Raw genomic sequence first — 23,363 nt, 5'->3', positions numbered from 1 at the left:
CGCTTGCCGTCCGATCGCCCTCTAGAAGGCCGTGGTCGCGTCCTCTTCCGGCAGTGGCCGTACCGCGACCGACCTATCCCATCGAATTGCCGGGGCTATTCTGCGGTTGCCATCCACGAATGCAGGAAACGGACGACGTCCTCCGGTACGAGTTGCAGTAGCAACGCTGATCGGAGGGCCTCGAGGCCGAAGATGTGCAGATCTTCGTTGAAGTCACCGAGCCGGGGCGACAGCGGTATCGCTTCAATGCCGATGGCTTCCGCACGCTGAGTGAGAATAGCCTGTACGGCATCTCCAGCAGCATCGTCATCGCGAGCAATATAGAGCCGACGCAGACCAGGTGGCAGCAACATGGCTGCGAGGTGATTGGCCGAGAGCGCAGCGGCCATGGGCAGGGTCGGAAGTGCGTAACGCAGCGACAGCATGGTCTCGATGCCCTCGCCGGCCGCGAGCACGTCATCGACTACGCCGAAACGAACAGCATTGCCGAGCAGGTCGCCCATGGCTCGTCGTGGCGTCTCAATCGGAGCCTTGCCGAGCCGCAGGCGATCAAAGCCGTCTGGATCGAGCCAGGTGCGGTGCACGCCGGTGATGCGTCCCTCGGGGTCCGCAACAGAGGCTATCATCGCCGGCCAGGTTTCGGTCGACGAATGCTGGTCTGGTCGATAGTAGCAACGAGGATGGAAGCGCAAGCTGCCACCATGGTTGATGCGAATAATTCCGCGACGCTGCAAGTACGCCCCGGCTAATGTCCCTTCAATTGGGCTGGATATCGCAAAGAGCCGACGAGCGGCTTCCTGCGATCCGGCCGGCAAGACTGAACGAATAGGTTTCGGAGCGAATTGCAGTTCTGAACGAGGCAGCTTTAGAAACCGCCTCGCCTCCTCGGCGACCTCGCGAAAGTCTCGCAAGGCCAGCCTTTCGCGGATGATATCGAGGAGATCACCATGTTCTCCGGTCGCGGCGTCGGTCCATTTCCCAGCGGGCCCCTTCGGCGATTCCTGAAGCCGTACAAACAACGAGCGGCCCGGCGTGTTGTGGACGTCGCCCACCAGCCAGTACCGCCCCGCTCGCCTGCCATTGGAGAGATAGTGTCTGCACACCGCCTCGGCCTCGCGCGCGAGGCGGCGTGCCAATTCGGAAGGATCGCGGGACATTACGCCGCCTCCCGATCACTGATGCGCGCAACCGGATAGCTGTCGAGCACATTCGACAGGATCTCGACACCGCTCGCGTCCGTGGGCACGAACATGCGCAGCTTCCAGGAGATGATCTCCCCAAAGAGGCCGTAAGCACGGAGGCGATCGCGCATCGTGTCGTTGAATCCCGACAGCTCGATGCGATATCAGCCCATCACCCGGACGCGGCGAAGCTGGAGCCCCTCCGCAAGATCGAGGACAGTCCGTCCCTCCATCAGCGCGGCAAAGGCAGCGCCCGGTGCCAGCGCAGGCGCGTCCGTCGCAAGGACGCTTGCGACCCACGCGGCCGAAACCTTGCGTCCGATGATGCGTTCGCTCGCATCGGTCTGGAGCCGATAGACGCGGGTCGATTCGCTCGACAGCCGCTTCCAGATGGGTAACAGCAAGCCCGCCACGACGTGGATCGTGCTTTCCGTGAACTCGGGGACCTCGGCAAGCTCCGCCAGCCAGGTCGAGGCAAAGCGTTCACAATCTGCTTCGTCCCAATGACTTTCGGCCATGGTGGTCAAGGGGACCGTGTGCTGATCCATCGGCCGGATCAGACGGACGCGCCGCTCGATCTCGCCGTCATCGAGCATGACGCTCGTCGCAGGGACCTGCACGGCGGCTCTTCCCGAGCGCCCATTGACGAGCAGAACGGCCTGACGATCGGAAAGACGTGCAAGAGCGTCATCCAGACTCACTGGATGATTGCGCTGGCGCTTGGCGACCGTGAGCAGCCGGGTCTCAGCGCCGGTCCCCGGATGGTCATAGATCGTCCGCCGGTCGGTGACGACGAAGCTCTCGGCACGGAGGGTTTCCAACCCCACGTCGTAGGTGCCGGATGCAACCGCGCCTTCGATCCGAGCGGTCAAGAGCTGCTCGAAGGCGGTGAACAGCACATTCTGTAGGCCGATGGTGAGCGCCAATAACCTGTTCAGAAAGGTCGTGATCGGCGGCAGGTCATCCCTGAGCCCATTGGCATCCATGAGCTTCAGACCTGTCGCATCCTCGAAGCTCCCAAGCGAGCAGCCGTCGACCTTGCCTCGCGCGAGCAGCGTGTAGAGCTGACGCAACGCGTCGCGGCCGTACTGGCTTTCGAGGTTGTCCTCGGGCCGGAACAGGCCCTGCCCTCCGGTCTGGCGTTGGCCGCGCGTGATGGCCCCCAGCGTGTCGAGCCGGCGGGCAATGGTGCTGAGAAAGCGCTTTTCGGCCTTCACGTCGGTCGCAATCGGACGAAACAGGGGCGGCTGCGCCTGGTTGGTCCGGTTGGTCCGGCCGAGCCCCTGGATCGCGGCGTCGGCCTTCCAGCCGGGCTCGAGCAGGTAATGGACTCGCAGGCGGCGATTCCGAGCCGAAAGTTCGGCATGGTAGCTCCTCCCTGTGCCGCCCGCGTCGGAGAACACAAGGATCCGCTTGACGTCATCCATGAAGGCCGACGTCTCCGCGAGGTTGGCCGATCCGGCTCGGTTTTCGACCACCAGGCGGTCGCGCTTGCGCACAATGCGGCGCGAGCGGCCGGTGACCTCGGCGACCATGTCGGTGCCGAAGCGCTGGACGACTTGATCCAGCGCGCCGGGTACCGGCGGTAGCGAGGCAAGCTTGTCGATGAGGCGGTCGCGTCGTGCGACGGCTTCCCGGCTCTCGACCGGCTGGCCGTCGCGATAGACAGGCCGGGAGCAGAGGTTACCTTCCGAGTCGGTGAAGGGTTCGTAGAGCTGGACTGGGAAGGAATGAGCGAGGTAGTCGAGGACATACTCGCGCGGCGTGATGTCGACCTGGATGTCGCGCCATTCTTCGGTCGGGATCTCAGCGAGCCGGCGCTCCATCAGCGCTTCGCCCGTCGACACGATCTGGATGACCGCTGCGTGTCCACCCTCAAGATCCTGCTCGATCGATCGGATGAGAGACGGCGTCTTCATCGAGGTGAGGAGGTGAGCGAAGAAGCGCTGCTTCGCGCTCTCGAAGGCTGAGCGGGCCGCAGATTTGGCCTGCCCGTTCAGCGTTCCCGTTGCGCCTGTGATGTTGGCGGCTCGCATCGCCGCATCGAGGTTGTTATGGATGATGCTGAACGCACCGGCATAGGCGTCGTAAATGCGAACCTGCTCCGGCGTAAGCTGGTGCTCCACCAAGTCGTACTCGACGCCCTCGTAAGACAGCGAGCGGGCCGCGTAGAGTCCGAGCGCCTTGAGGTCGCGCGCCAGCACCTCCATGGCCGCGACGCCGCCCTCCTCGATTGCTTCGACGAACTCGGCCCGGGTGGCGAACGGAAAGTCGGCGCCGCCCCAAAGGCCGAGGCGTTGGGCATAAGCGAGGTTATGAACCGTGGTGGCCCCCGTCGCCGACACATAAACCACGCGTGCATTCGGCAAGGCGTGCTGAAGCCTCAAGCCCGCGCGCCCCTGCTGAGAGGCCGCCTGATCGCCGCGCTCGCCCTTGCCCCCGACCGCATTCTGCATGGCGTGGCTCTCGTCGAAGATGATCACTCCGTCGAAGTCCGAGCCCAACCATTCGACGATCTGCCTGACGCGCGAAAGCTTTTCGCCACGCTCGTCGGTCCGTAGCGTGGCGTAGGTGGTAAATAGGAGGCCTTCCGCAAGCCGGATCGGGGTGCCCTGGCGAAAGCGAGAAAGAGGCGTAACCAGCAGGCGCTCCATGCCGAGCGCGGACCAATCGCGCTGCGCGTCCTCGATCAGCTTGTCGGACTTGCTGATCCAGATCGCACGGCGGCGGCCCTTGAGCCAGTTGTCGAGCAGGATCGCCGCGACCTGCCGCCCCTTGCCCGCCCCGGTGCCATCGCCCAAGAACCAGCCGCGGCGAAAGCGGACGGCATTTTCCGCGTCGTCGAGCGCGGTGGCCAAAACATCAAAGGTCGCGTCGACCGTCCAGGAGCCCGCGAGAAACTCGGAATGTGCCTCGCCGGCATAGATGATGCTCTCGAGCTGGGCATCCGATAGAACTCCGTCTGCCATAACATTGACCGGCAGATGCGGACGATAGGATGGCTTCGGTGGCGCAACGGAAGCCATCGCCGCGGATTGCACGAGTTTGGTCGGGTGTGCGCACGATCCCGGAATACGGATCGACAATCCATACTCCTCGTAAAGTGCATCGGTCAGCTGGGCGCTTTCCGGCGGCGACCATTCGACCGTCTCGTACGCAAGTTCGACACCTTCTGATGCTGCGGTTATCGAAGAGGACGAAGAAATTGATGCAACAGCGCCGACCAATCGTGACGTCGCTGGCCGCCCGATAGTAGCGATCTCCGATGGTGCGGCGACGGGCAGCCTTTCAGGCACATGCTGGTTCACCCAGCCAAGCAAGGTCGCGACATCGCCCGCCATTCCTGGCGAGGCAGGAAAAGCTTTCGGATCTGCGGCGGGCAGCTTGTCGATCACAAGCAGCCTCGTATCCGTCCGAGTGCCATGCTTGGCGTAAAGGCTGCCGTCGATAGCCGCAGAAAACACCACCCGCCCGCGTTCCTGGAGCCGCACAAAGGCATCTCGCCATGCCGGGTTATCCGGCGCGAAGCTTGCGCCAGCTATGGCGACGAGGCGCCCACCATCGCAAAGACGCGCGAGTGCCGAAGCGACGTGGCGGAGGGCCGCATCCGCCATCCGCCGATCGACATTTGCCAGCGCGGAGAACGGCGGGTTCATCAAAACAACGCTCGGTGCGACGCTCGCATCGAGGTGGTCATTGATCTGAGCAGCATCGAACCGCGTGACCTTAACGCCCGCAAATAGATGATCGAGCAGCTCCGCACGGGCCTCGGCCAACTCGTTCAACACCAAGGCGCCGCCGGCGAGCTCGGCAAACACGGCGAGCAAACCGGTCCCCGCGGAGGGCTCCAGGACGCGATCGGCCGGCGTAATGCCGGCTGCGGTGCATGCCGCCAGCCCGAGCGGGAGCGGTGTCGAGAATTGCTGAAGCGCCTGACTGTCCTCGGAACGCCGCGTATAGGTCGGCAAACAGCTCGCGACCTTCACAAGCATCGGCAGCATGGCGACGGTCGAGCCGGCCTTGGCACGCATGGCCGGGCCGAACTTGCGAAGGAACAGAACGGTTGCCGCCTCGCAGACGTCATAGGCGGTTTTCCAGTTCCAAACGCCGGCTGTGTCCGAAGCGCCAAAGGCGGCTTCCAGGGCGCTACGCAGAACAGCGGCATCGATGCGCCGGCCGCGTTCGAGCTCGGTCAGAAGCTGTCGCGCGGCCCTGACGGCGGCTGAGGTGAGATTTGCAGCGGCACGCATGGAGAGCGGCGCAGCGGCAGCGCCGCCGGCGAGAGATTCGGTCATTGAGATTTCTTTCGGAGAGCAGGAACGGGTCGAACCATCAGGCGCTCTCCTCCGCCCCAACGGCTCAAACCCTTCCCGGCCTAGCTCTCCCTCTGAGCCCTCCCCCAGAAGAATGGGGACCCGCACTGTGCACCGGTCCCCAAGCAACCGCAGGACGGCCGGAGTCGTCCCGCTCTGTGTTTTCACTCGGCCGCGTCGAGCTGTTGCGGATCGTCGTCGCTGGCGTTCTCTTGATCCTCATCATCGGCGAGGAATTCGGGAAGCGGGCCCGCTTCGCCCTCCTGTCCCACTGGCGCCGCATCGGGATCGACGAGACGCAGCGGCTCCGGCAACCAGCCCGAGCCATCCAGAAGGCGCTCGGCCTCCTTTGCCATGTCGGCCTTCTTCAGATGGTCGATCAGTTGCGCCGACGGCTCGCCCTTCGCTTCCCGCACCGCTTCCAGAATACGCGGCTTGGTGACCCGGCCGAGATAGTTGTCGACGGTCGGTCGCCAGCCGGCCTGCACCATGTCGAGCCCGACCGCGCGGGCCAGCACCTCAGCCTGGTCGAGACGCGTGCGAACGCCATGGGCGGAGACGCGCCCCTGATTGTAGCGATTCGCCGGCTCATAGACGGCGTTGACCGCAAATGATGCACAATGGGCGAACAGCGATGCCTGTGCACCACCATCAAGAGCCGTGAGCGCATCCCAGAGATCGTTTTCGCTCTTCGGCAACCGTGCCTTCCAGGCCTCATGCCGCGCCTCGACCGCCTTCGCAGACACGCTTTCTCTCAACCCAGGAGCTTGAGCGGAAAAGTTCGGCGTGCGAAGGCCGATCTCAAGACAGCTCCCAGACGATGCGAACCGGTAAAAGGCCGTCAGCACGAAGTTGTGCAGGACCGCCTGGAACGCGATCGCTGGATTTTCTGCCAGCGCATCCCGCAATGCCAGCGTGCGATGCGCCGTCAGCTCGATAATCAGCCGATCCGGCAGAGGCCGGGCCGCGTCCTCATCATCTTCTTCGGCATCAGGAGCACTACCTGCGACCGCTATGACCGAGCGCTGGACGGAAGAGCCCCCTCCTTGACCTTCGGTCGACGACGCATCGGCGCCCTGCTCGGCATCAGGATCGGCTGCCGGCACCTCGTCCTCTGGCCGGACGTAACCCCGGTCAACGGAGAGGCGCCCTTCGGAATCGATGCTGATGAAGACGCCCGCTCGGGCGATCTCCGACTGATCATAAAGCATCGGCCGGTCTTCGAATGCCGCCAGTGCCGACTCGATTGCGCCGAGACGCTGATCGACCTCGTCGGGCAATTCGTCGGCACCCTGATAATCTGCTTCAAGCTTGGCCTGCTCGGCATTCAGGGCGTCGATGGTGGCCTGCTCCTCAGGTGAGAGATCGACAGGTCTGCCTTCGATCTCCCGTAGGCCTTGGGTGTGACCGTAGGGGAACTCTACGGCGACCGATGTCCACTTCCAACCTTCGGCGGCAATCGTCTCAGCCTCGGCCTTGAGCTTTTCGGCTACGAGGCGGTCGAGCAGCACAACGTCCTGAAGCCAGCCGCCGTCGTCGTGCTCGAACAGATCCCGCAGAACGCCGCCACCCGCGTTCTGATATGCATCAAGGCCCACAAATTGAGCGCGGCGATCAGACCCGCGTACGGTGTTCTCAGTGAGCAAGCGCCGGATCTGGTAAGGCTCGTCACGGCCGGAACGGCTGACATTCTCCCAGATTTGCTCCTGGCGGGCGTGATTGGCCATGACCGAGAACGCCATGAGCTGCTCGAGCGTCATGCCGTCTTCGGCATAGACCTCATGCAGCTTCGGCGACACCGACGCCAGCCGCAGCCGCTGCTTCACGATCGCTGGGTTCACGAAGTGCCGGGCGGCGATGTCTTCCTCGGACATGCCGAGATCGCGGAGTGTCTGGAAGGCCCGAAACTGATCGAGCGGGTGCAGGCCGACCCGCTCATCGTTCTCCGCCACGGAATCGTCCGCGGCAATGCCCCCTTCGCGGACGACGCACGGCACCGCCTGCGTCTTCAACATCCGCTTCTGTTTCACCAGGAGTTCGAGAGCGCGATAGCGCCGGCCGCCCGCTGGCACCTCGAACATGCCGGTCTCGTTGCCATCTGCATCGACGACGGCCCGGACACTCAGACTTTGCAGAAGCGTACGCTGCGCGATGCTCTCGGCTAGCTGCTCGATCGAGACCCCGGCCTTGACGCGGCGCACGTTCGACTGGCTGAGCACGAGCTTGTTGAAAGGGATGTCCCGGGAAGGCGACAGCGTGATCTTTTGTACGGCTTTCGTCATCTTGGCTCTCCACGACGGGCGGCCGTGAGACTCTCTCTCGGCCACCAACCCGTCGCGAATAACCTCCCCTCCTCTCACTCTCGCGCGGCCACACGAGGCGAAGCATCACGCCGCCTCGTGATCGGCGACAACCGAATCCAGCGACGCCGGCTCAATGGACCCGGGAACGAAACCGAGCAAATAGTCCGCGGCCTTGCTCGCCTGGGAGGCGGCCCGCACGATGGCCCGATTGTCTTCGCGCAGGACTTCCAGCCATGACCCGATATAGTCGGCATGGCGCACAGTCGGGACGATCCCGAGCGACGCGCAGCTGAACGCGGAACTCAACTCGGCGACCAGTTCTTCGAAGGCATATTTCTTCGTACCGTAGGATCCGCTCTGGTCGCGATTGAGCCGCGAGGGATGCCCGGTCGCATGACCGAGTTCATGCAGCGCTGTGCGATGCCAGTTGATCGGTTCGAAATAGGCCTGCGACGGCGGGACCTGAACATAGTCTTCTGCCGTTGCATAGAATGCGCGATCTCCACCAATGCGAAATGGAATTCCGCTGGCCTTGATGACGGCGTCAACCGTGGGTTCAATCAGGCCAGCCGGCGGTGGCGGCGCAGCGGTAGCAATCTCGTCAGGCAGATCTGCGCACTGATCGACGTTGAACACGGTAAATCGTTTGAGGAATGGAATTGACTGCGCGTCTTTACCGGTCTCGGCGGCGCGGCGCTTTTCGTCATTCGGCACGAAACGATCTGCGTAAACAACAGTAGTACCGCGCTCTCCCTTGCGAACGTGGCCGCCAAGCGAGAGCGCCTGACGAAACGTGAGCCAACTTTGACCGGCAAATCCGCGTTCGATCACGGCTCCCCAGAGGATGAGGATGTTAACGCCACTGTATTGCCGGTCGGTCGAGGCGTTTTTCGGCATGGCCAGCGGCGCTTTCGCCGCGGCCGTACCCCAGGGCTGGACCCAGGGGACGCGTCCGGCCTCAAGCTCGGCGATGATCTTGTCGGTGATTTCGTTGTAGAGGTTCGCCCGGTCCTGGCCGACGCGCGCGCAAGCAGTGGGATTCGACATCGCGGATCTCCGCGACGGGCGCCACGAGCCTCTCTCGCAGCTTGTAACCCGTCACGGAAAAACCCAGCCTGCACTCTTACTTTCAGCCTCTAGCGCCATCTACCTGGGACCCAGGCCCGATCAGGCGTGTGCCCAAGGGCGCATCGCCTCGACGGAAAATGGCACCCGGAGAGCGTGAGCATAGCGACCCGAAGGGGCACGCGGGTCCGAGTGCAGCGACGAGACCGGTTCAATAGCGGCACCCGGGAACGGGGCAGTGATAGCGATCGCCGCAGGCGAGCCCCTTTCCCAAGTGCCCCCGGCGAGGAGCACCAAAGCTCTGGCGCGAGGGATCGAAGCCGCAAGGCCGAGACGCTGCGCGGCTCGGTTCACGAGAGCCCGGTGCGGCCCTGGCGGCACGCGCCAAAACCTGGGCGAACATGATGCAGGCCATGATACGAGAACCGCCCGAGATTTTCACAGGAGTCTCACAATTATGGAAGAGAGGCCTGTGGCGGAGCAAAAGCGAACAGCACTCACGGACGCGGCGAAAGAGGCACCCGCAGGGGTCAGCATAGCGCCGACGCGTAGCGGCGGGACCCGGGACCGAGTGCCGTCGCGAGATGAAGTAACCGGGCACCAACCTCTCGGGCGCATAATACGTCGATCGATTCGCCCAACAAGATGAGCTGGAGATCCTGATGAATTACTTCGCTGGACTCGACGTCTCTCTCAAGCGCACCGCGATCTGCATCGTTGATCAAGATGGAAATATCGTCCGGGAAGGAGTGACGGACACTGAGCCCGAGGCGCTAATTTCCTGGCTGAAAAATACCCGCTTCGCTTTGCGGCGCGTTGGGCTGGAGGCCGGTCAATGTTCCTCGTGGCTGTCCAAGGGGCTTTCGGAAGGTGGATTACCGGTCATTTGTGTTGAGACCCGACACGCAAAGAGCGTGATGCAGGCTCAAACTGTCAAGACGGACCGCAACGATGCTCGCGCGCTCGCGCAAATGATGCGAACAGGATGGTTTAAGGCGGTTCACATCAAATCAGAAGACAGCCAAAAGCTACGAGCATTGATGGGCAGTCGTCGGTGCCTGCTCGACAAGCAACGCGACCTCAACAATCATATTCGGGCAGCACTTCGAACCTTTGGATTCAAAGTGGGCCTTATCGGCCAAAGCCGCTTTGAAGAACGTGTACGCGAGCTGATCGTAGCTGATGGAGATTTACAGGCCCTCGTCGTTCCATTGCTAGAGGCCCGGCGCATGCTCGGCGAACAGGCGCACGTGTTGACGCGCTTGATTGGGCGCCTGGTTCGGAGCGATGCTATTTGCCGCCGGTTCATGACGGTTCCTGGCGTTGGCCCCCTGACAGCTTTGGCATTCAAGACGACCATCGACAATCCAAGCCGCTTCCGAAAATCACGGCATGTTGGCGTCCATCTTGGACTGACCCCGGGCAAATACGCATCCGGAGAGGTCGATTACAACGGGCGCATCACCCGGTGCGGCGATGCCTTTGCTCGAGAGCATCTCTTTGAAGCAGCGCACTCATTGATGGTCAACACCAGACGTTGGTGCTCGCTAAAGGCATGGGGCATCCGCATTGCCAAGCGCAGCTCCATGAAAAATGCACTGGTTGCGGTGGCTCGCAAGATATCCGTCATCCTGCACCGCATGTGGTGCGACGGCAGCGACTTCCGGTGGGAGAGATCGGAGGCCACAGCGGCGGCCTGACACCCGAGTGCACTGATCAGCGGAACACGGCCGAAAGGCTGTCAAGGAGTCCGGCAGGACGAGGAATGGCGAGGGTGATGACCGGTCTGCAGCGCGAGCCGATCGCTCCGTGACTGCGCTCCCGAGATGGTCCCGCCACTTCTTCACGAACATCATCATGAGGCGGGGATCCCGACCTCGAAGAGAAGCGCGATCGCCGGATAGCTTTGACGCCATGGTAGGTTCGGAAGGGACAGCCACAATGCGGCAATTAGATCAGATTTGGTACTTGACGCCCCAACCCCGGTTAGAGAAGACCGGTTAAGAAGGCACCCGACCCGAAGGGCAGTGATAGCGACGCCGGCATGCAATGACTGCCGGCCCGAGGGCGAGTGCCTCCGGCGAGCGACTCAATGCGGCTTCACGTCTGCTTGGTATCAATTTTGCTTTTGTGATAACGTCTCACTCGTGCGCATGTTTATGCACGTCGTGGGCATGTTCACTGAGAGCCAATTCTTACAGAGGACGACATGGCCAAGAAAGCGAAGAAGGCAAAGAAGACCGCGAAGGCAGCCACCAAGAAGGTGGCAAAGAAGACTTCAAAGAAGAAGAAGTAGTCGTATCGGCTACTGATCTATTGCCGCCTCCGGGTCGCAACCCGGATGAAAAGCGAGACCTCCCAAAGGATATGAAGCGTCCTTTGCAGCCGTTCGGTATCGCGGCAAGCTAAGATAAGGCCGGACCTTTGTGCAGGTGGCTGCTGCATAAAGGTCCGGTTTTTCATTTCTGCCCTGCGAGGGCGTGATCTGGGCTCGTGCGCGAGGGATCGAAGCCGCAAGGCCGAGACGCTACGCGGCTCGGTTCACGAGAGCCCGGTGCGGCGACAGCCGCACGCGCAAAACGGAGCAAGGAGCAATCACCTGAGCTCGGACGTCTGAAGCATCGGAAAACGGTTCTTCTGTTCGTTCTTGGCCACCCTAGCATCTGGCCGGACGGAAAATTCGGCCTTCGAAAAACCACGAGATCCCACGATCCGGAATCTCAGTCGTGGGTTAGCGATGGGGAACGTCTGCGGGACTAAACGATTCGTCTCAGCGCGGGAGAACCTTCAATGCTGATGACCAAGCAGAGACGGCCGCCGATCCGCACCCTGCGCGGTTGGGCGATCAACGTGCTGAATGAAGCCGGCGCCATCCGCGAGTGCGACGAGCACGGTTGGATGCAGGACCGCGCCAATCCCCATGACGAGAGCGGGCCTTCGACATCGCCCGTCGAGATCCGCCAGCAGACGTATCCCGTCAAGAAGCGGAGGCCGCGGTTCGCGACGTGCTGGATTCGATTGGTGACACCTGCCCAGAATGCCCTCCTGACGAGGAGGACCGGCGCTAGGCCCCGACGCCGACCCTACTCCGCCTCAGCGGCCCAGCTGTTTCTCCACGCGCTTGCGCGCGTTGCCAACCTTTTTGACGGCCTTCTTCACCGCTGGCGCCGACCTTCCGGTCTTCTTTGCTTCGTACTGCAGTTCGTAGTCCTGCCCGCCTGCCACCCGCGCCCGGTCCTGCTTCCTTCCACGGGCCGTCTTGCTCTTCTTCGCTCCCGCCACTGGTGCCTCCTGTTGTGACATGGAAGCAACGCGACAGGGATTCGCAGGTTCCGGAACGATTCGAACTGTGCCAATTTGAATCGGCTGTAGCGTGGAGTTGTTCAGTGGCGTTTCAGCGTAAAAAGCAGGCGGTAAACGGCGTCGAGGCGCCTTTCCCCGGCTCCATCGAACCGGCCCTGGCCACCTTGAGCGATAAGGTGCCGTCCCTGCATTACGCGACACACACTGAAGGATTGGCCCTTGAATGAGCCGGACGTCGACCCTGCCCAAGCGCTTACAGCCAATGCTCGCTACGCTCACCGACGGGCCGTTCGACGACCCCGACTGGGTTTTCGAGGATAAGTACGATGGCTTCCGGATGATCGCGGAAATCCGGCGGGGCAAGGTTTCGCTCTACAGCCGCAACGGCAAGATCATCAGCCGCAGCTATATCGAGGTCGCCAAAGCGCTGGAGGGCGTGAAGGGCGACGCCGTGATCGATGGCGAACTCGTTGCGATCGGAAAGGACGGCGTCTCGCATTTCCAGCTACTTCAGAACGCACTGCGCCATGAAGCGAAGCTCCTGTATTGCGCCTTCGATCTCATGTTTCAGAACACAGTCGACTTGCGCAAACAGCCTCTTCTCAACCGCAAGGAGCGGCTGAAAGCGATCTTGCCGCGTCACCGGCTGATCGCCTTCAGCCGTCACCGCAAAGCGTACGGTACGAAATTCTTCGCCGAGGCCGAGCGGAAGGGTTTGGAAGGCGTCATGGCGAAGCGCGCCGACAGCGCGTATGCGTCCGGAAGCCGGACGGCGGACTGGCTGAAGATCAAGACAGCAAAGCGGCAGGAAGTGGTGATCGCGGGCTTCACGGCGCCGAGGCGTACAAGACCATACTTCGGCGCCCTGGTCCTCGCCGTGCGGGAAGACGACACATGGCGCTATATCGGACATGTTGGCACTGGCTTCAGCCACAAGGTCCTGGAAGACCTCCACACCAAGCTCATGAAGCTGAGGACCCCGAAATCACCCTTCCCTACCAAAGTGAAGGACGAGGCCGTCACGACTTGGGTCAAGCCCTCGTTGGTTGCCGAGGTCAAATTTGCGGAGTGGACGAGTAAGGGCGAACTGCGCCAGCCCGTCTACCTCGGGCTCAGGTCCGACAAGCGGGCGAAGGACGTCGTGCGTGAGCGAGAACGCCCGCGCAAGTAGAGCTTCTCTTCGGCGAAAACCGGCAAAAAGGATTGACGCACCCTCCGCCGACACTCACTCGCCTCCAAGATCGTGGATTTCCGGTCGCATGCCGTCAGGCGTGAGTTCGAGCGTCGCAAACTTGATCGGCAGCTTGAAACGGCGAGGTCCCGCGCTGCCGGGATTCAGGTAGAGAATGCCACCGACCGTGTCGATCTTCGGCACGTGAGAATGCCCGAAGATGATGACGTCCATGCCGGCGCCGGGATCGACCTTCAGCGTCTTCAGGTCGTGCAGAACGTAGATCGATTTACCCGTCAGACGTACGAGTTTCGTATCGGGGTAGTCGCGCGCCCACTCGCCACTGTCTACGTTTCCACGGATGGCAGTGACAGGCGCGATCCGGCGAAGCGCGTCGACGATCTCGGGGCGCCCGATGTCGCCGGCATGAATGATGTGATCAACGCCCGCCAAGCCTCGTTCCGCCTCGGGCCGCAACAGGCCGTGCGTGTCTGAAATGATTCCAATCCTGAACGTCATTTCCCGGCGCTCTCAACCGCGATCCCCAAAAGGCGATCGAGAAGCTCGACCTGAGCGGACAGCATCTTGGTCCTCGCGAACGCGATAGCGAACCATTCCGCGCGGTCGACTTCAGGAAAGCTCTGCAGTCGACCGCTTCGCGGCGGCCATTCAATATCGAAGGTATTGCTGGAAAGCGCCGCCGGGTCAAACTGGCCTTCTCCGGCGAATGCGATGACGCGCTTCCCTCCTCGCTGTCGGACCTCCCCCAGCGGCTGGAGTGGACCAATCGAAGCACTCGGACCGAGTTCTTCGGCAAACTCGCGCCGCGCGACCTGCTCCGGAGCATCGGCGGCGTCGATTTCGCCCTTCGGAATGGACCAGGCGCCGTTATCCTTCTTGCGCCAGAACGGACCGCCGGGATGAACGAGTAGAACCTCGAGCCCGCGAGCGCCCTTGCGGTAGGCGAGAATGCCCGCGCTCAACATCGATCTCCTGGAAGTCTTTTTCAGCGCAGCCATATCGCTCCCTGCCGTGGACGACGAAGTAACGGCCGTCTGGCATCACTGGTTGCTTCAGGACACGCTAGGCTGACTTCCGCTGCGGTTTGGCCGCCGGCTTCTTCGCGGCGGCCTCTTTCGCCGGCTTCTTGCCTGCGATCGGCATCAGCATTTCCTTTTGCCCGGCCGCCGCCTTGCGTGGCTTTTTGCCTGGTTTCCTGGGTGCCTCTGTCGCGGCCGCCCCTTCTCTTCCAATGCTCTTGCGCAGCGCGTCCATCAGGTCGACGACGTTCTCCCCGCGGGGGCGCGCCTTCGCGGTGATGGGTTTGCCGGCGCGCTTCTGGTTGATGAGGTCGATGAGCGCGGTTTCATACTGGTCTTCGAACTTGTCCGGCTCGAAATGGCCCGCCTTCTGATTGACGATGTGCTTGGCGAGATCGAGCATGTCCTTGGTGACTTTGACATCCTGGATATCGTCGAAATACTCGTCGGCGGACCGGACTTCGTAGGGATAGCGCAGCAGCGTTCCCATCAACCCCTTGTCGAGCGGCTCCAGCGCGATGATGTGCTCGCGATTGGTCAGCACCACGCGACCGATCGCAACCTTGTTCATCTCGCGGATGGTTTCGCGGATAACGGCGAAGGCGTCGTGCCCGACTTTGCCATCTGGTGTCAGGTAGTAAGGACGGATCAGATATCTTGGATCAATCTCGCTGCGGTCGACGAACTCATCGATCTCGATCGTTCGCGTCGATTCCAGTGCGACGTTCTCGAGCTCCTCCTTCGTCACCTCGATGAATGTGTCGGTGTCGACCTTGTAGCCCTTGACGATGTCCTCGTTGTCGACCTCCTCGCCGGTATCAGCGTCCACCTTGGCGTACTTGATGCGGTGGCCGGTCTTCCGGTTGAGCTGATTGAACGAGACCTTTTCGGATTCCGACGTGGCCGGATAGAGCGCTACCGGACAGGTGACAAGGGAAAGACGCAGGAAGCCTTTCCAGTTAGCGCGGGGGGCCATCGCGGGGGAACTCCATACTGGTGCCGGATTCAAGACGAACGGGCCGGCTTGGTTCCGACACCGCGCCCCTTCCGACGGGATGATTTTTCACGAATAAGGGTCAAGCGGACTCGACATTTGTTCTTGTTATGTTCTAATTCGGAATGACCGATCGACCCGCGAGCTGGCGCATGCCGAACCCTAAACAGATGGAAAAACTGGCCGCTGAAGCCGCCCGTAGGCAGGGCCCCTCCGCCTCGGCTCCGAATGCACCGCTCCCAGCGGAATATTGGGAATCGGTCCTGAAAGACGCTCGCGCCGGCGAGAGTGGAGCCCAGAGGCGACCGCGGCGTCTTTCCGAGATTCAACGCCATGTCCTGCGCATCTCATGCCGTCGCTGCGAACGGACCGTGGAAATCCAGAAGGCCGATGCACTCCGATTGTATGGCGGCAACGCGCTTTGGAAGGACGTGGCGCAGCGGTTGCTCGACAACACCTGCCAACAGCGCACCGGCAGGCATGAAGAAGACGGGTGCTGGCCAGCGTTCGAGACGTCCTAGCCCGTTCCGGAACGCGATCCAATCGCTTGCGCCTGGATAGTCCGGATGGCCCCGAAGTATCACCCTACGCCCTTGTCGGGTGGCGATCGCAAGGCTCTGGCGAAAGAGCTCGGCAAAGCACGTGCGATGGCCAACATCCTGGCCGCTCAATCGTCGGAGATGCGGACCAAGGGCGAGGCCATGATCCAGCAAGCTGACAGGCTGCTTTGCGAAAGCTGGAATGAGCGCATGTGGAGCGACGGCGAACCGATCGATCCGTCGCCCACCATCGACCAGGCCGTGAACGGAGGCTTCCCTTGGCTCGAGATCAGGTGCACGCGCTGCAAGACGCCGAGCGACGTCGACCTCGCGGCTATGAAACATCCGCCGACTACCTTCGTGCATGATCTCGCGAGCCGGCTGCGCTGCCGCAAATGCGCCAAGGCGGGCCGGCGTCCGTCTGCGACTCTGCTACAACTGGCTTGGCAGCCGCGCCACCCTCGAACCTAAGCCTGATGATGTGCAATCTCTATTCGATCACGACCAACCAGGCCGCAATCAGCGCGCTGTTTCGCGTCGTGAACCGATACGTGGGCAATCTGGCGCCGATGCCCGGCGTGTTTCCGGACTACAAGGCACCGATTGTACGCAACGGAGCCGAGGGCCGCGAGCTCGCCACGGCGCGGTGGGGAATGCCGTCGTCATCGAAGGCACTCATGGACGCCACGAAGAAACGCGCCGAAAAGCTGCAGGCCAAGGGCAAGGCAGTGGATTTCAAGGAACTGCTCAGAATGGAGCCGGACGGCGGCACGACCAATATCCGCAACGTGAAGAGCAAACACTGGGCCCGCTGGCTCGGCGCCGAAAATCGCTGTGTGGTCCCGTTCAACTCCTTCAGTGAGTTCAACAAGGCCGAAGGCGGCGACATCTGGTTCGCGCTCGACGAAACCCGTCCCCTCGCCTGTTTCGCCGGCATCTGGACCAATTGGACGTCGGTCAGGAAGGTCAAGGAAGGCGAGACCACGAACGACCTCTATGCGTTCCTGACGACGGAGCCGAACGCCGAAGTGGGCGCCATCCACCCCAAGGCGATGCCGGTGATCCTGACGACGCCGGAGCAAGTCGAGACCTGGATGACCGCCTCTCCAGACGAAGCTCTGAAGCTGCAGCGGCCGCTTCCGGACGGATCGCTCAGGATCGTCGCGCGCGGTGTCAAGGAAGACACGGCCGGGCAAACGACGTAACCGTCGAGGACGATGAAGATGAGGCAGCTTCCCCGAGCCGCCAACGCAAGATCATCTACATCGACATGGACGCCTTCTATGCATCCGTCGAGCAGCGGGACAAGACTATTATGAAAGTCATCATTCCTTCCGAATTGACCGCCCTGGGACAGTATCTTCCGCGCTTCGTCGGCCTTGTCGGCGAAAGCCTTTGGTTCAAACGCTTGGACCACCTCGACGCGGAACAGCATAAATCGCCATTCCGCTGGAAGATCATCAGCGACTATCACTGGCTTGAAATGGCGATCGGCTTTCAGCATGACGTCTTAACAAAGGAAGGCGTTTTGCGGCCAGAACTGATCGATGAACATCGTCACAGCTCTGAGGTTAGCAGCAACGACGGTCGAAGTACACGCGCGGCTATCGCGCGTCGGGCAAAAGAACCTTGAAGGCCGGCTGCGCGATTGCCTCAAGGCAGAGACAGGTTACGCGTCTCTGTTCCTCGAGCTCGATCTCGCCCAAAGGCTGATGGATGCTGAGTTCGACGTTAGTTTTGCCGACATGGAGAGAACGGCCCAGTTCGATCTCTTATTCAGCAAGGATACTTTCGCCGGTGAGGTTGAATGCAAAAGCCAGTCGGCTGATGCTGGTCGACAGATCCACCGGAAAGACTTCTACCGCTTCATGGAAGCGATTCTGCCAGCGCTTGAAGTTCAACGCGCTGTTTGCCGACGCGAAGTCTTGCTCATTACTCTCGACACGCGGCTGTCGCCGAACACTTCGGACCTAGCCGGACTCCTGACGGCAGTCCGGTCGGTTCTAGCGGACGGTGCGGAGACATCATTTGCTGGAGATGGCTTCGTTCTGGAACGCCTGAACTTCGATGCTGTGTTGGCGGATCAATCGATGTCCGGCCCCGAGGCGCTGTACAAGGCTTGCGGTACAGCATTCGGACCGAACACGCACATCTCGGGTGGCCTTACCGCGGAAGGCGGGTGCCTTGTTGTCATGCGCAGCAAGCGCGAGGACGACTCCTCTAAACCATTGCTCGAAGCGATGCGCAAAGCCGCGAGCCAGTTGTCCGGCCAGCGTCCGGGTTTCATTGCGATCCAGGATCACGGGATTGCGGCTGCTGATCTCATGCTTCCCCATGTCCAGCGACGAGCAGCCATCCTGTCGTTGGCCCTATATGGTCGCTATGGCGGGTCGCATGTAACCGCGACTTACGTGACTGCGTTCGGAGCAGTCATTTTGCGTAACGGGGTGTTGGGCACGCCGGCGTTCGCGGTTTTCAATCCTGAGCCTAAGTTTCCAGTAAGTCCAGCCGACGCCTCGTCGCTCCTTGCGCTCATATCGGACGAGACTTATACGGGCAGCATCGGACCATCGTCTCCTGAGTCCGATCTTGCCGAGTCGCCCGTCGAATTGACTGAACAGGACAACCCACAGCTGACCAGTCCCAACGCTGACAAGGCGGGCTAGACCGTGCCGAACCGCTGTTGCGTGAGGATACGAAGTTCTGCGACCGCCTCCAATGCGCTTGGTGCCCACAGATCGAAATCCGATTTGGAACGGGGCCGTCGGTCCTCAAAGACTTCGTTGGCGCGTGCAAGACGACGCAGCACGCGGACAACGTTCGCTAGCATCGGCTCCTTCTCTTCGTCCATAGCCTCAAGGTAGGAAGCTAGGAGCTTCAGTCCCTCGATGGCGATCGGCAGGCCGTCGGCATTGAACTCGCTTGCGGTGGCCTCCAGGTCGGCTAAAGAGCGTTCCCAGCCACGCACCGCATCTCGCTGGGCGCCAGCTCTGACAGTGCCAGTTACAAATGCGTTCGCCAGCAAATGTATGCGCTCTGGCGCCTGGTCGAGCCAACGATCGATGATGGGCATCGCAACTTGCGTTGGCGTGCGCGAATGCGTGCGAGCGTCAGCAGCGATCGTGGTGATCCGACCTGGCGAAAAGCCGATTGCGGTACAAATTTCCCACTGAAGATGACGAATTTCGGCAATGTTGATCGGCCACCAACGCGCAAACTCTTGCGCGCGATAGAACGCAATGACATCAACCGCGTGCTGTGCGCCGCCAAGGGCACGTCGTTTGAACTCGACTAGGCAGAACGATGCGAATTCTTCTCCCGCCCCGTCATGTGTGAAATCCCGAAACGGATCGATAAGAACGGCGAGCGCGCGCGTACTGGCCTGCGCCCTCAATAACTTGATGATCCGATCCACCTGATTAATTTTGCCGCCGTAACGTCGTAGTCGACTTCCATGGACAAATGGCATGCGGTGCTCGAGCCCCGATCGATCAAGCTGCCACCATTCCACAAGCTCTCGCAACCAGCGCCGACGTTCGACCTCATCCATCGGCTCAGGCAATGGGTAGTTTAAAGGCAACGGCAAATCGCCGCTTGCACCAGTCGGCAGATCAAGATGCACGATCAACGTTCCGTTTGCTGCATCATGTGCCGCCGCCTCGCAGACACGGTCGTATACCTCATCGAGGTCGCTGCCTTGAATGATGACAGGGGCCCCTGGAACAGCACCTGTCGACCAAATCCTGCGGTTGATTGGAGGTAGATCACGGGCTTCCACGCCGCTACGCGGGACGGAGAGCTGTTCGATGGTGACAGCCGGGCTGTTGGGCATGCCCTTGATGGTGATCAGACGCGCGGCATCCGAATCCCGACCAGGCTCGAATGTCGCGCCTGAGATCACAAGCGCACGGTGGTCGCGGTCGCCGATCTGGTCGTATATGTGCTCGAACTGGGCCGCATGCTCGTGCTTATGGCCGTGGACGACAACAGCAATTTCCTGGTCGCGTAAAAAGCTTCTGATTTGCTCCAGGTTAGAGGGATCCGCAAAAGTCTTTAGCTCTTCGCGCAAGCTGGGGGCGCGAAGGTGATGATGAAGCACCGCGATCCGAAGTTGGCGCCCGGCGGAGGGTTGTGGCGTACTCTCGATAAGGCCGCGCAGAATCTCCAGTTGCCGACCGGACACGCGAGCCATGTCGTACCGTGCCAGTCCATCCAGCTGCTCGCGCAGCTTCGCTTCACGGTCCGCATCTCCGGCTGCCGCGAGTGTAGGCAGATTGGCCCATGCACTTGCAAGGGGCTCAGGTAATGTTCGCGCCACATGCGACCAATTGCTTGTGTTGATCGGAAAGACAGCCCAGAGGCGGCTTCCGCTGAGGAGCTGATGGGGCCCGCCGTCACTGGCAGATGAATCGACGCCATCGAGCCACGGCGTCACACATCCTGCCTTACGCCAAACCTCAGTGAACCCCTCGTAGCGCAGAGCCGAGCTCGGCGGGCTCGTGCGCGGCACATCGTGGTTGCCGGGGACTGCAACAATGTTCGCAGCTGTTATACCGAGAGATCCGAAGTGGTGGAGCAGCAGGTCGAGTAGGATCTGATGGCCGCCAGGCTGCCCTCGATCTTGGGCATCCCCTGAGAACAGGACGCCGTCAAGTCGGCGTCCGCCCTGCTTTAGCCGCTCAGAGAGACGGCCGAACATCAGCTCGAGAGCGGATTCCCGTGTCTCGCGCTCGATTCCCGGAATTTCCACCTTGTGGTCATCACGCTCGAATGGGACGCCGGCCTTGGCGAGGTGCATATCGGTCAAGTGAAGGAATGTCGCGGAGGTAGGCATGGCGGTTACATTGAGCTGCGGTCGAGCCGTTGAAACGCTGGGAATGGTGTCGGTCGAGCCAGGACGGGTACCCGGGGATATACAATGGAGCACGATATCGAGGGAAAAATCTACCTAGTCGCGTCCTACTCGGGCACATAAACAGGCAGTTGTACACGGGACGGCCAATCCCCGGGGGATCTCAGCATGCAAACAGACATGAACGTGATCGGACACGGAATCGACCTCGTAGAAATTGCCGAACTACGGCGCTGGATTGAAGATCCACGCGATCCGCTGGTGCCGCGATGCTTTGCGCAAACTGAACTGGATGAGATCGGGGCCGGAACCGACCGTGCTGATGGTCTGGCCGGTCGATTTGCCGCGAAGGAGGCGGTGTTGAAAGCGCTGGGAACAGGATATGGGGCGGGAGTGGCGTTCACTGACGTCCGGATTTCTCGAGCGCCAGGTGCTGCGCCCCAGGTCCTGCTCTCAGGCGGAGCGGCGAAGGCAGCCGAGGCGCTTGGGGTCACAGAATGGCGGCTCAGCATCAGCCACGCGGGCGGATTGGCGATGGCCAGCGCTCTCGCACTGGGTCGGCGCACCTAGGATTGGGAACGCTCAGGGTTGAGCCGTCGGCGGCCCCAGGAAGGTTATGCGCCGCGTGTCAAGGTCCACAGCAATTCTTCCGCCTCGCGCAGCCAGCACGGCACGCCAGACTTCGAAGCCCTGCAGGATCGCCTGCTCCCACTCGCCTGTGGTGCGCTGTCGAACTTCAAGATGAGATGTCATATCCTTGACGGTGCGGAGAAGCTGGAAGTCGAGGGTAGCGACTCCATCCAGCATCCGGTGACGACGAGCATAGTCGAAGACAAGGGCGGCCACGCCTTCCTCAATCACGGCGGCACGTCCGCCGTCTTCCACCTCGTCAAGCAGGGGGCGGCTCTTGCGCTTTCGTTTGAGCAAAGAGCGCGCTATCGGCGACCATCCCAGCACGGCTGCGTAGGCGAAGTGGAAGACGTCGTGGAAGCGGTAGCCATCCGGATCGTAGGCGTTGTCGGTCAGCTCGGCGCCGAACGGCTTGCCGTCGATCAGGACCCTGACCCGTTGGCCTGTCTCGCCTGCTGCGTCGATAAGCTCGACTTGGAATCGGCGTGGCAACTGTTCATTCTCAGGAAGGTCCGCGTCGAAATTTGGTGTCTCGGCGCGATCATTGGCCCAGCGCTCCTTCACCTTTGAAAGATTGGCGGTGGCAATATCGGAGAGCGATAGGTCAAATTTGCTCGCGACGTTGGCAATGTACCAGAGCAGATCGCCGAGTTCTTCGGACACCCGTTCCTTGAACAGGCGATGCGCTTCGCCGTCGCGCAGGTGCTTCTTGTATTCGCTCAGCAACTGGCCAGTTTCGCCGGCGAGACCGAGCATCGGCACGATGAGCGAAGCTGCGTCGTCTGCCTCACCGCGCGCAGGTACCCGATCCGTGCGTTGGGCCTCTTTCTGGTATCTGTTGAAATCCATACTCGTCTCCTCAGGTCACCTCGCGGCCGGTCGGATCTGCGCGGCGACGCGGATTTTTTCATTAAGCTTCCATTTTGGGGGATAGAAGAGCTCGATGGGTGCCAGCATTGGTTCGAACTTCTGCTTAATGCGAGAGCGGCCGGTCTTGCCCATGATCTGCGGGTGTGCCACGCGCGCGTATTTATCGACCTCGCAGAAGAGATTCTGGCAGTCGATCAACTGAAGTCGCCGGCCCCAAAGTGACTGAAAATCGAGGCCGAGCCGTTCGAACTCGCGTTCCTGAAGATCAGCCATCAGGCGGATAAGCTCTGGCTCATTGAGACCGCCTGGGTCGGCGAAACATTTGCGCAAGCCATCGCGGGCGCCGGGACCGGGAACAACGAAGTCCATTTCACTGAAGTCTGTCAGCTCGCTGTAATTAATGTCGGTGATGAATTGATATGCAAGGAAATCGCCAATCGTCGGATAGGCGCGCAGCTTCTCAAACCCCTCCTGCATGGTGGGAGTTTGAGCCAAGCGTTCGGGCAAGCGGTCGGACATCATTCGCTCGAGCAGCAGCAAATGATTCTGGTGTTTTGCCGGCCGACCAAAGGCGCTGCTGCCTGGCGGCATGATATAGGCTGCCGAATAGATGCGGTGGCCGGCGCGCATCGCCTTCGCTAGCTCTTGGTCGTAAGCGGCGAAACGATAATCCTCGTACGTAATCGGACCAAGCGCGCGTTCCAGACGTTCCCATGTCTCTATTTTGTTGAAGAGCTTGAACAGCAGGATACGGAAGAACACCTCGCGCGGTGATTTGGGCCGATCGTCGCGGTAGATGACGTGACGAATGAGATATTGGCTCACGCGATCGGAGGCGCGATAGGCATTGGTGAATTTGTAAACCAGAAGGACCGGATCTTGCGTCCAGGGATAAACGGAGCCTTTTGCGCGACGGAAAAACACCGCTTGGCGTTCGGCCGCGAAACGCCAATAGCTTTCATAAACCTCTGTCACCTTTGCTGGCGCAAGGTGACGGAAGACTATTGGCGCGGCTACGCCTCGATGGACATCGGCCACCTGCCTTGCAATAGGCAAGTCCATTGGCAGAGTTGCGGTTGACGGCTTGCTCCGCGATTTGGGA

The 23,363-nt window shown here is 61.3% G+C and carries 21 protein-coding genes and 1 pseudogene; 10 read left to right on the top strand and 12 right to left on the bottom strand.

Annotated features, from left to right (window positions below; translation table 11 throughout):
- Nucleotides 1-95: 95 nt before the first annotated feature.
- The 5 genes from NLM25_RS11495 to NLM25_RS11480 form a co-directional block, all read right to left on the bottom strand.
- Complete coding sequence (locus tag NLM25_RS11495) at nt 96-1,157, bottom strand: toprim domain-containing protein (RefSeq protein WP_254137025.1); 1,062 nt, start codon at nt 1,155-1,157, stop codon at nt 96-98.
- Nucleotides 1,157-1,312, bottom strand: a complete 156-nt coding sequence (locus tag NLM25_RS44410; protein WP_375167827.1) for a hypothetical protein — start codon at nt 1,310-1,312, stop codon at nt 1,157-1,159. The genes NLM25_RS11495 and NLM25_RS44410 overlap by 1 nt, the downstream gene beginning before the upstream one ends.
- Before the next feature lie 33 nt (nt 1,313-1,345).
- Nucleotides 1,346-5,431, bottom strand: a complete 4,086-nt coding sequence (locus tag NLM25_RS11490; RefSeq protein WP_375167883.1) for a strawberry notch-like NTP hydrolase domain-containing protein — start codon at nt 5,429-5,431, stop codon at nt 1,346-1,348.
- A gap of 227 nt (nt 5,432-5,658) precedes the next feature.
- Nucleotides 5,659-7,776, bottom strand: coding sequence for a ParB/RepB/Spo0J family partition protein (locus NLM25_RS11485; protein WP_254137024.1), 2,118 nt, complete (start codon nt 7,774-7,776; stop codon nt 5,659-5,661).
- Nucleotides 7,777-7,881: 105 nt separating this feature from the next.
- Nucleotides 7,882-8,844, bottom strand: coding sequence for an ArdC family protein (locus NLM25_RS11480; protein ID WP_254137023.1), 963 nt, complete (start codon nt 8,842-8,844; stop codon nt 7,882-7,884).
- 680 nt (nt 8,845-9,524) lie between these two features.
- On the opposite strand from NLM25_RS11480, the gene NLM25_RS11475 reads away from it, so the two are divergent.
- Nucleotides 9,525-10,562 (top strand): IS110 family transposase, encoded by a 1,038-nt coding sequence (locus NLM25_RS11475; protein WP_254137022.1) that lies wholly within the window; start codon nt 9,525-9,527, stop codon nt 10,560-10,562.
- A 1,090-nt stretch (nt 10,563-11,652) separates the two neighbouring features.
- Nucleotides 11,653-11,930 (top strand): annotated as a pseudogene (locus NLM25_RS11470) (hypothetical protein).
- A 25-nt stretch (nt 11,931-11,955) separates the two neighbouring features.
- Here the strand turns inward: NLM25_RS11470 and NLM25_RS11465 are convergent.
- Nucleotides 11,956-12,165, bottom strand: a complete 210-nt coding sequence (locus tag NLM25_RS11465) for a DUF3606 domain-containing protein (RefSeq protein ID WP_256570686.1) — start codon at nt 12,163-12,165, stop codon at nt 11,956-11,958.
- A gap of 83 nt (nt 12,166-12,248) precedes the next feature.
- Here NLM25_RS11465 and NLM25_RS11460 point away from each other — a divergent pair, with 83 nt between their 5' ends.
- Both NLM25_RS11460 and ligD read left to right on the top strand, forming a co-directional pair.
- Nucleotides 12,249-12,392 carry a hypothetical protein gene (locus NLM25_RS11460; protein ID WP_254137021.1) on the top strand — a complete coding sequence of 48 codons (144 nt, stop codon included), beginning with the start codon at nt 12,249-12,251 and terminating at the stop codon, nt 12,390-12,392.
- Complete coding sequence (gene ligD / locus NLM25_RS11455; RefSeq protein WP_254137020.1) at nt 12,389-13,336, top strand: non-homologous end-joining DNA ligase; 948 nt, start codon at nt 12,389-12,391, stop codon at nt 13,334-13,336. The genes NLM25_RS11460 and ligD overlap by 4 nt, the downstream gene beginning before the upstream one ends.
- A 54-nt stretch (nt 13,337-13,390) precedes the next feature.
- Here the strand turns inward: ligD and NLM25_RS11450 are convergent, their stop codons facing one another.
- The 3 genes from NLM25_RS11450 to NLM25_RS11440 all read right to left on the bottom strand — a co-directional run bounded on the left by NLM25_RS11450 (nt 13,391) and on the right by NLM25_RS11440 (nt 15,352).
- Nucleotides 13,391-13,855 carry a metallophosphoesterase family protein gene (locus NLM25_RS11450; protein ID WP_254137019.1) on the bottom strand — a complete coding sequence of 155 codons (465 nt, stop codon included), beginning with the start codon at nt 13,853-13,855 and terminating at the stop codon, nt 13,391-13,393.
- Entirely contained in the window at nt 13,852-14,355 is a 504-nt protein-coding gene (locus NLM25_RS11445) for an NUDIX domain-containing protein (protein ID WP_254137018.1), read from the bottom strand. Before NLM25_RS11445 ends, NLM25_RS11450 begins: the two co-directional genes overlap by 4 nt.
- A gap of 64 nt (nt 14,356-14,419) precedes the next feature.
- A complete protein-coding gene (locus NLM25_RS11440) occupies nt 14,420-15,352 on the bottom strand; it encodes a Ku protein (protein ID WP_254137017.1) in 933 nt (310 codons plus the stop codon).
- Nucleotides 15,353-15,495: 143 nt separating this feature from the next.
- Between NLM25_RS11440 and NLM25_RS11435 the strand changes: the two genes are divergently transcribed.
- The 5 genes from NLM25_RS11435 to NLM25_RS11415 all read left to right on the top strand — a co-directional run bounded on the left by NLM25_RS11435 (nt 15,496) and on the right by NLM25_RS11415 (nt 18,575).
- The gene (locus NLM25_RS11435) at nt 15,496-15,891 is read left to right on the top strand and encodes a hypothetical protein (protein ID WP_254137016.1); all 396 of its coding nucleotides are present in this window, start codon (nt 15,496-15,498) and stop codon (nt 15,889-15,891) included.
- Nucleotides 15,892-15,936: 45 nt separating this feature from the next.
- On the top strand, nt 15,937-16,380 hold the full coding sequence (locus tag NLM25_RS11430) for a hypothetical protein (RefSeq protein ID WP_254137015.1): 444 nt from the start codon (nt 15,937-15,939) through the stop codon (nt 16,378-16,380).
- Between the two features lie 8 nt (nt 16,381-16,388).
- Nucleotides 16,389-17,114 carry an SOS response-associated peptidase gene (locus NLM25_RS11425; RefSeq protein ID WP_254141158.1) on the top strand — a complete coding sequence of 242 codons (726 nt, stop codon included), beginning with the start codon at nt 16,389-16,391 and terminating at the stop codon, nt 17,112-17,114.
- A gap of 65 nt (nt 17,115-17,179) precedes the next feature.
- Complete coding sequence (locus NLM25_RS11420) at nt 17,180-17,542, top strand: hypothetical protein (protein WP_254141369.1); 363 nt, start codon at nt 17,180-17,182, stop codon at nt 17,540-17,542.
- Complete coding sequence (locus NLM25_RS11415) at nt 17,457-18,575, top strand: hypothetical protein (protein ID WP_254137014.1); 1,119 nt, start codon at nt 17,457-17,459, stop codon at nt 18,573-18,575. Before NLM25_RS11420 ends, NLM25_RS11415 begins: the two co-directional genes overlap by 86 nt.
- On the opposite strand, the gene NLM25_RS11410 is transcribed toward NLM25_RS11415, so the two are convergent.
- Complete coding sequence (locus NLM25_RS11410; RefSeq protein ID WP_256570685.1) at nt 18,572-20,716, bottom strand: metallophosphoesterase; 2,145 nt, start codon at nt 20,714-20,716, stop codon at nt 18,572-18,574. The genes NLM25_RS11415 and NLM25_RS11410 overlap by 4 nt on opposite strands.
- Nucleotides 20,717-20,929: 213 nt before the next feature.
- Between NLM25_RS11410 and acpS the strand changes: the two genes are divergently transcribed.
- Complete coding sequence (acpS, locus tag NLM25_RS11405; RefSeq protein WP_254137013.1) at nt 20,930-21,331, top strand: holo-ACP synthase; 402 nt, start codon at nt 20,930-20,932, stop codon at nt 21,329-21,331.
- Between the two features lie 12 nt (nt 21,332-21,343).
- On the opposite strand, the gene NLM25_RS11400 is transcribed toward acpS, so the two are convergent.
- Nucleotides 21,344-22,240, bottom strand: a complete 897-nt coding sequence (locus tag NLM25_RS11400; protein WP_254137012.1) for a nucleoside triphosphate pyrophosphohydrolase family protein — start codon at nt 22,238-22,240, stop codon at nt 21,344-21,346.
- A 15-nt stretch (nt 22,241-22,255) separates the two neighbouring features.
- Entirely contained in the window at nt 22,256-23,323 is a 1,068-nt protein-coding gene (locus NLM25_RS11395) for a nucleotide kinase domain-containing protein (protein WP_254137011.1), read from the bottom strand.
- Between the last annotated feature and the right edge of the window lie 40 nt (nt 23,324-23,363).

The sequence above is a fragment of the Bradyrhizobium sp. CCGB01 genome (assembly GCF_024199795.1).
GTDB lineage: Bacteria > Pseudomonadota > Alphaproteobacteria > Rhizobiales > Xanthobacteraceae > Bradyrhizobium.
This window is presented reverse-complemented; position numbering and strand designations above follow the sequence as displayed.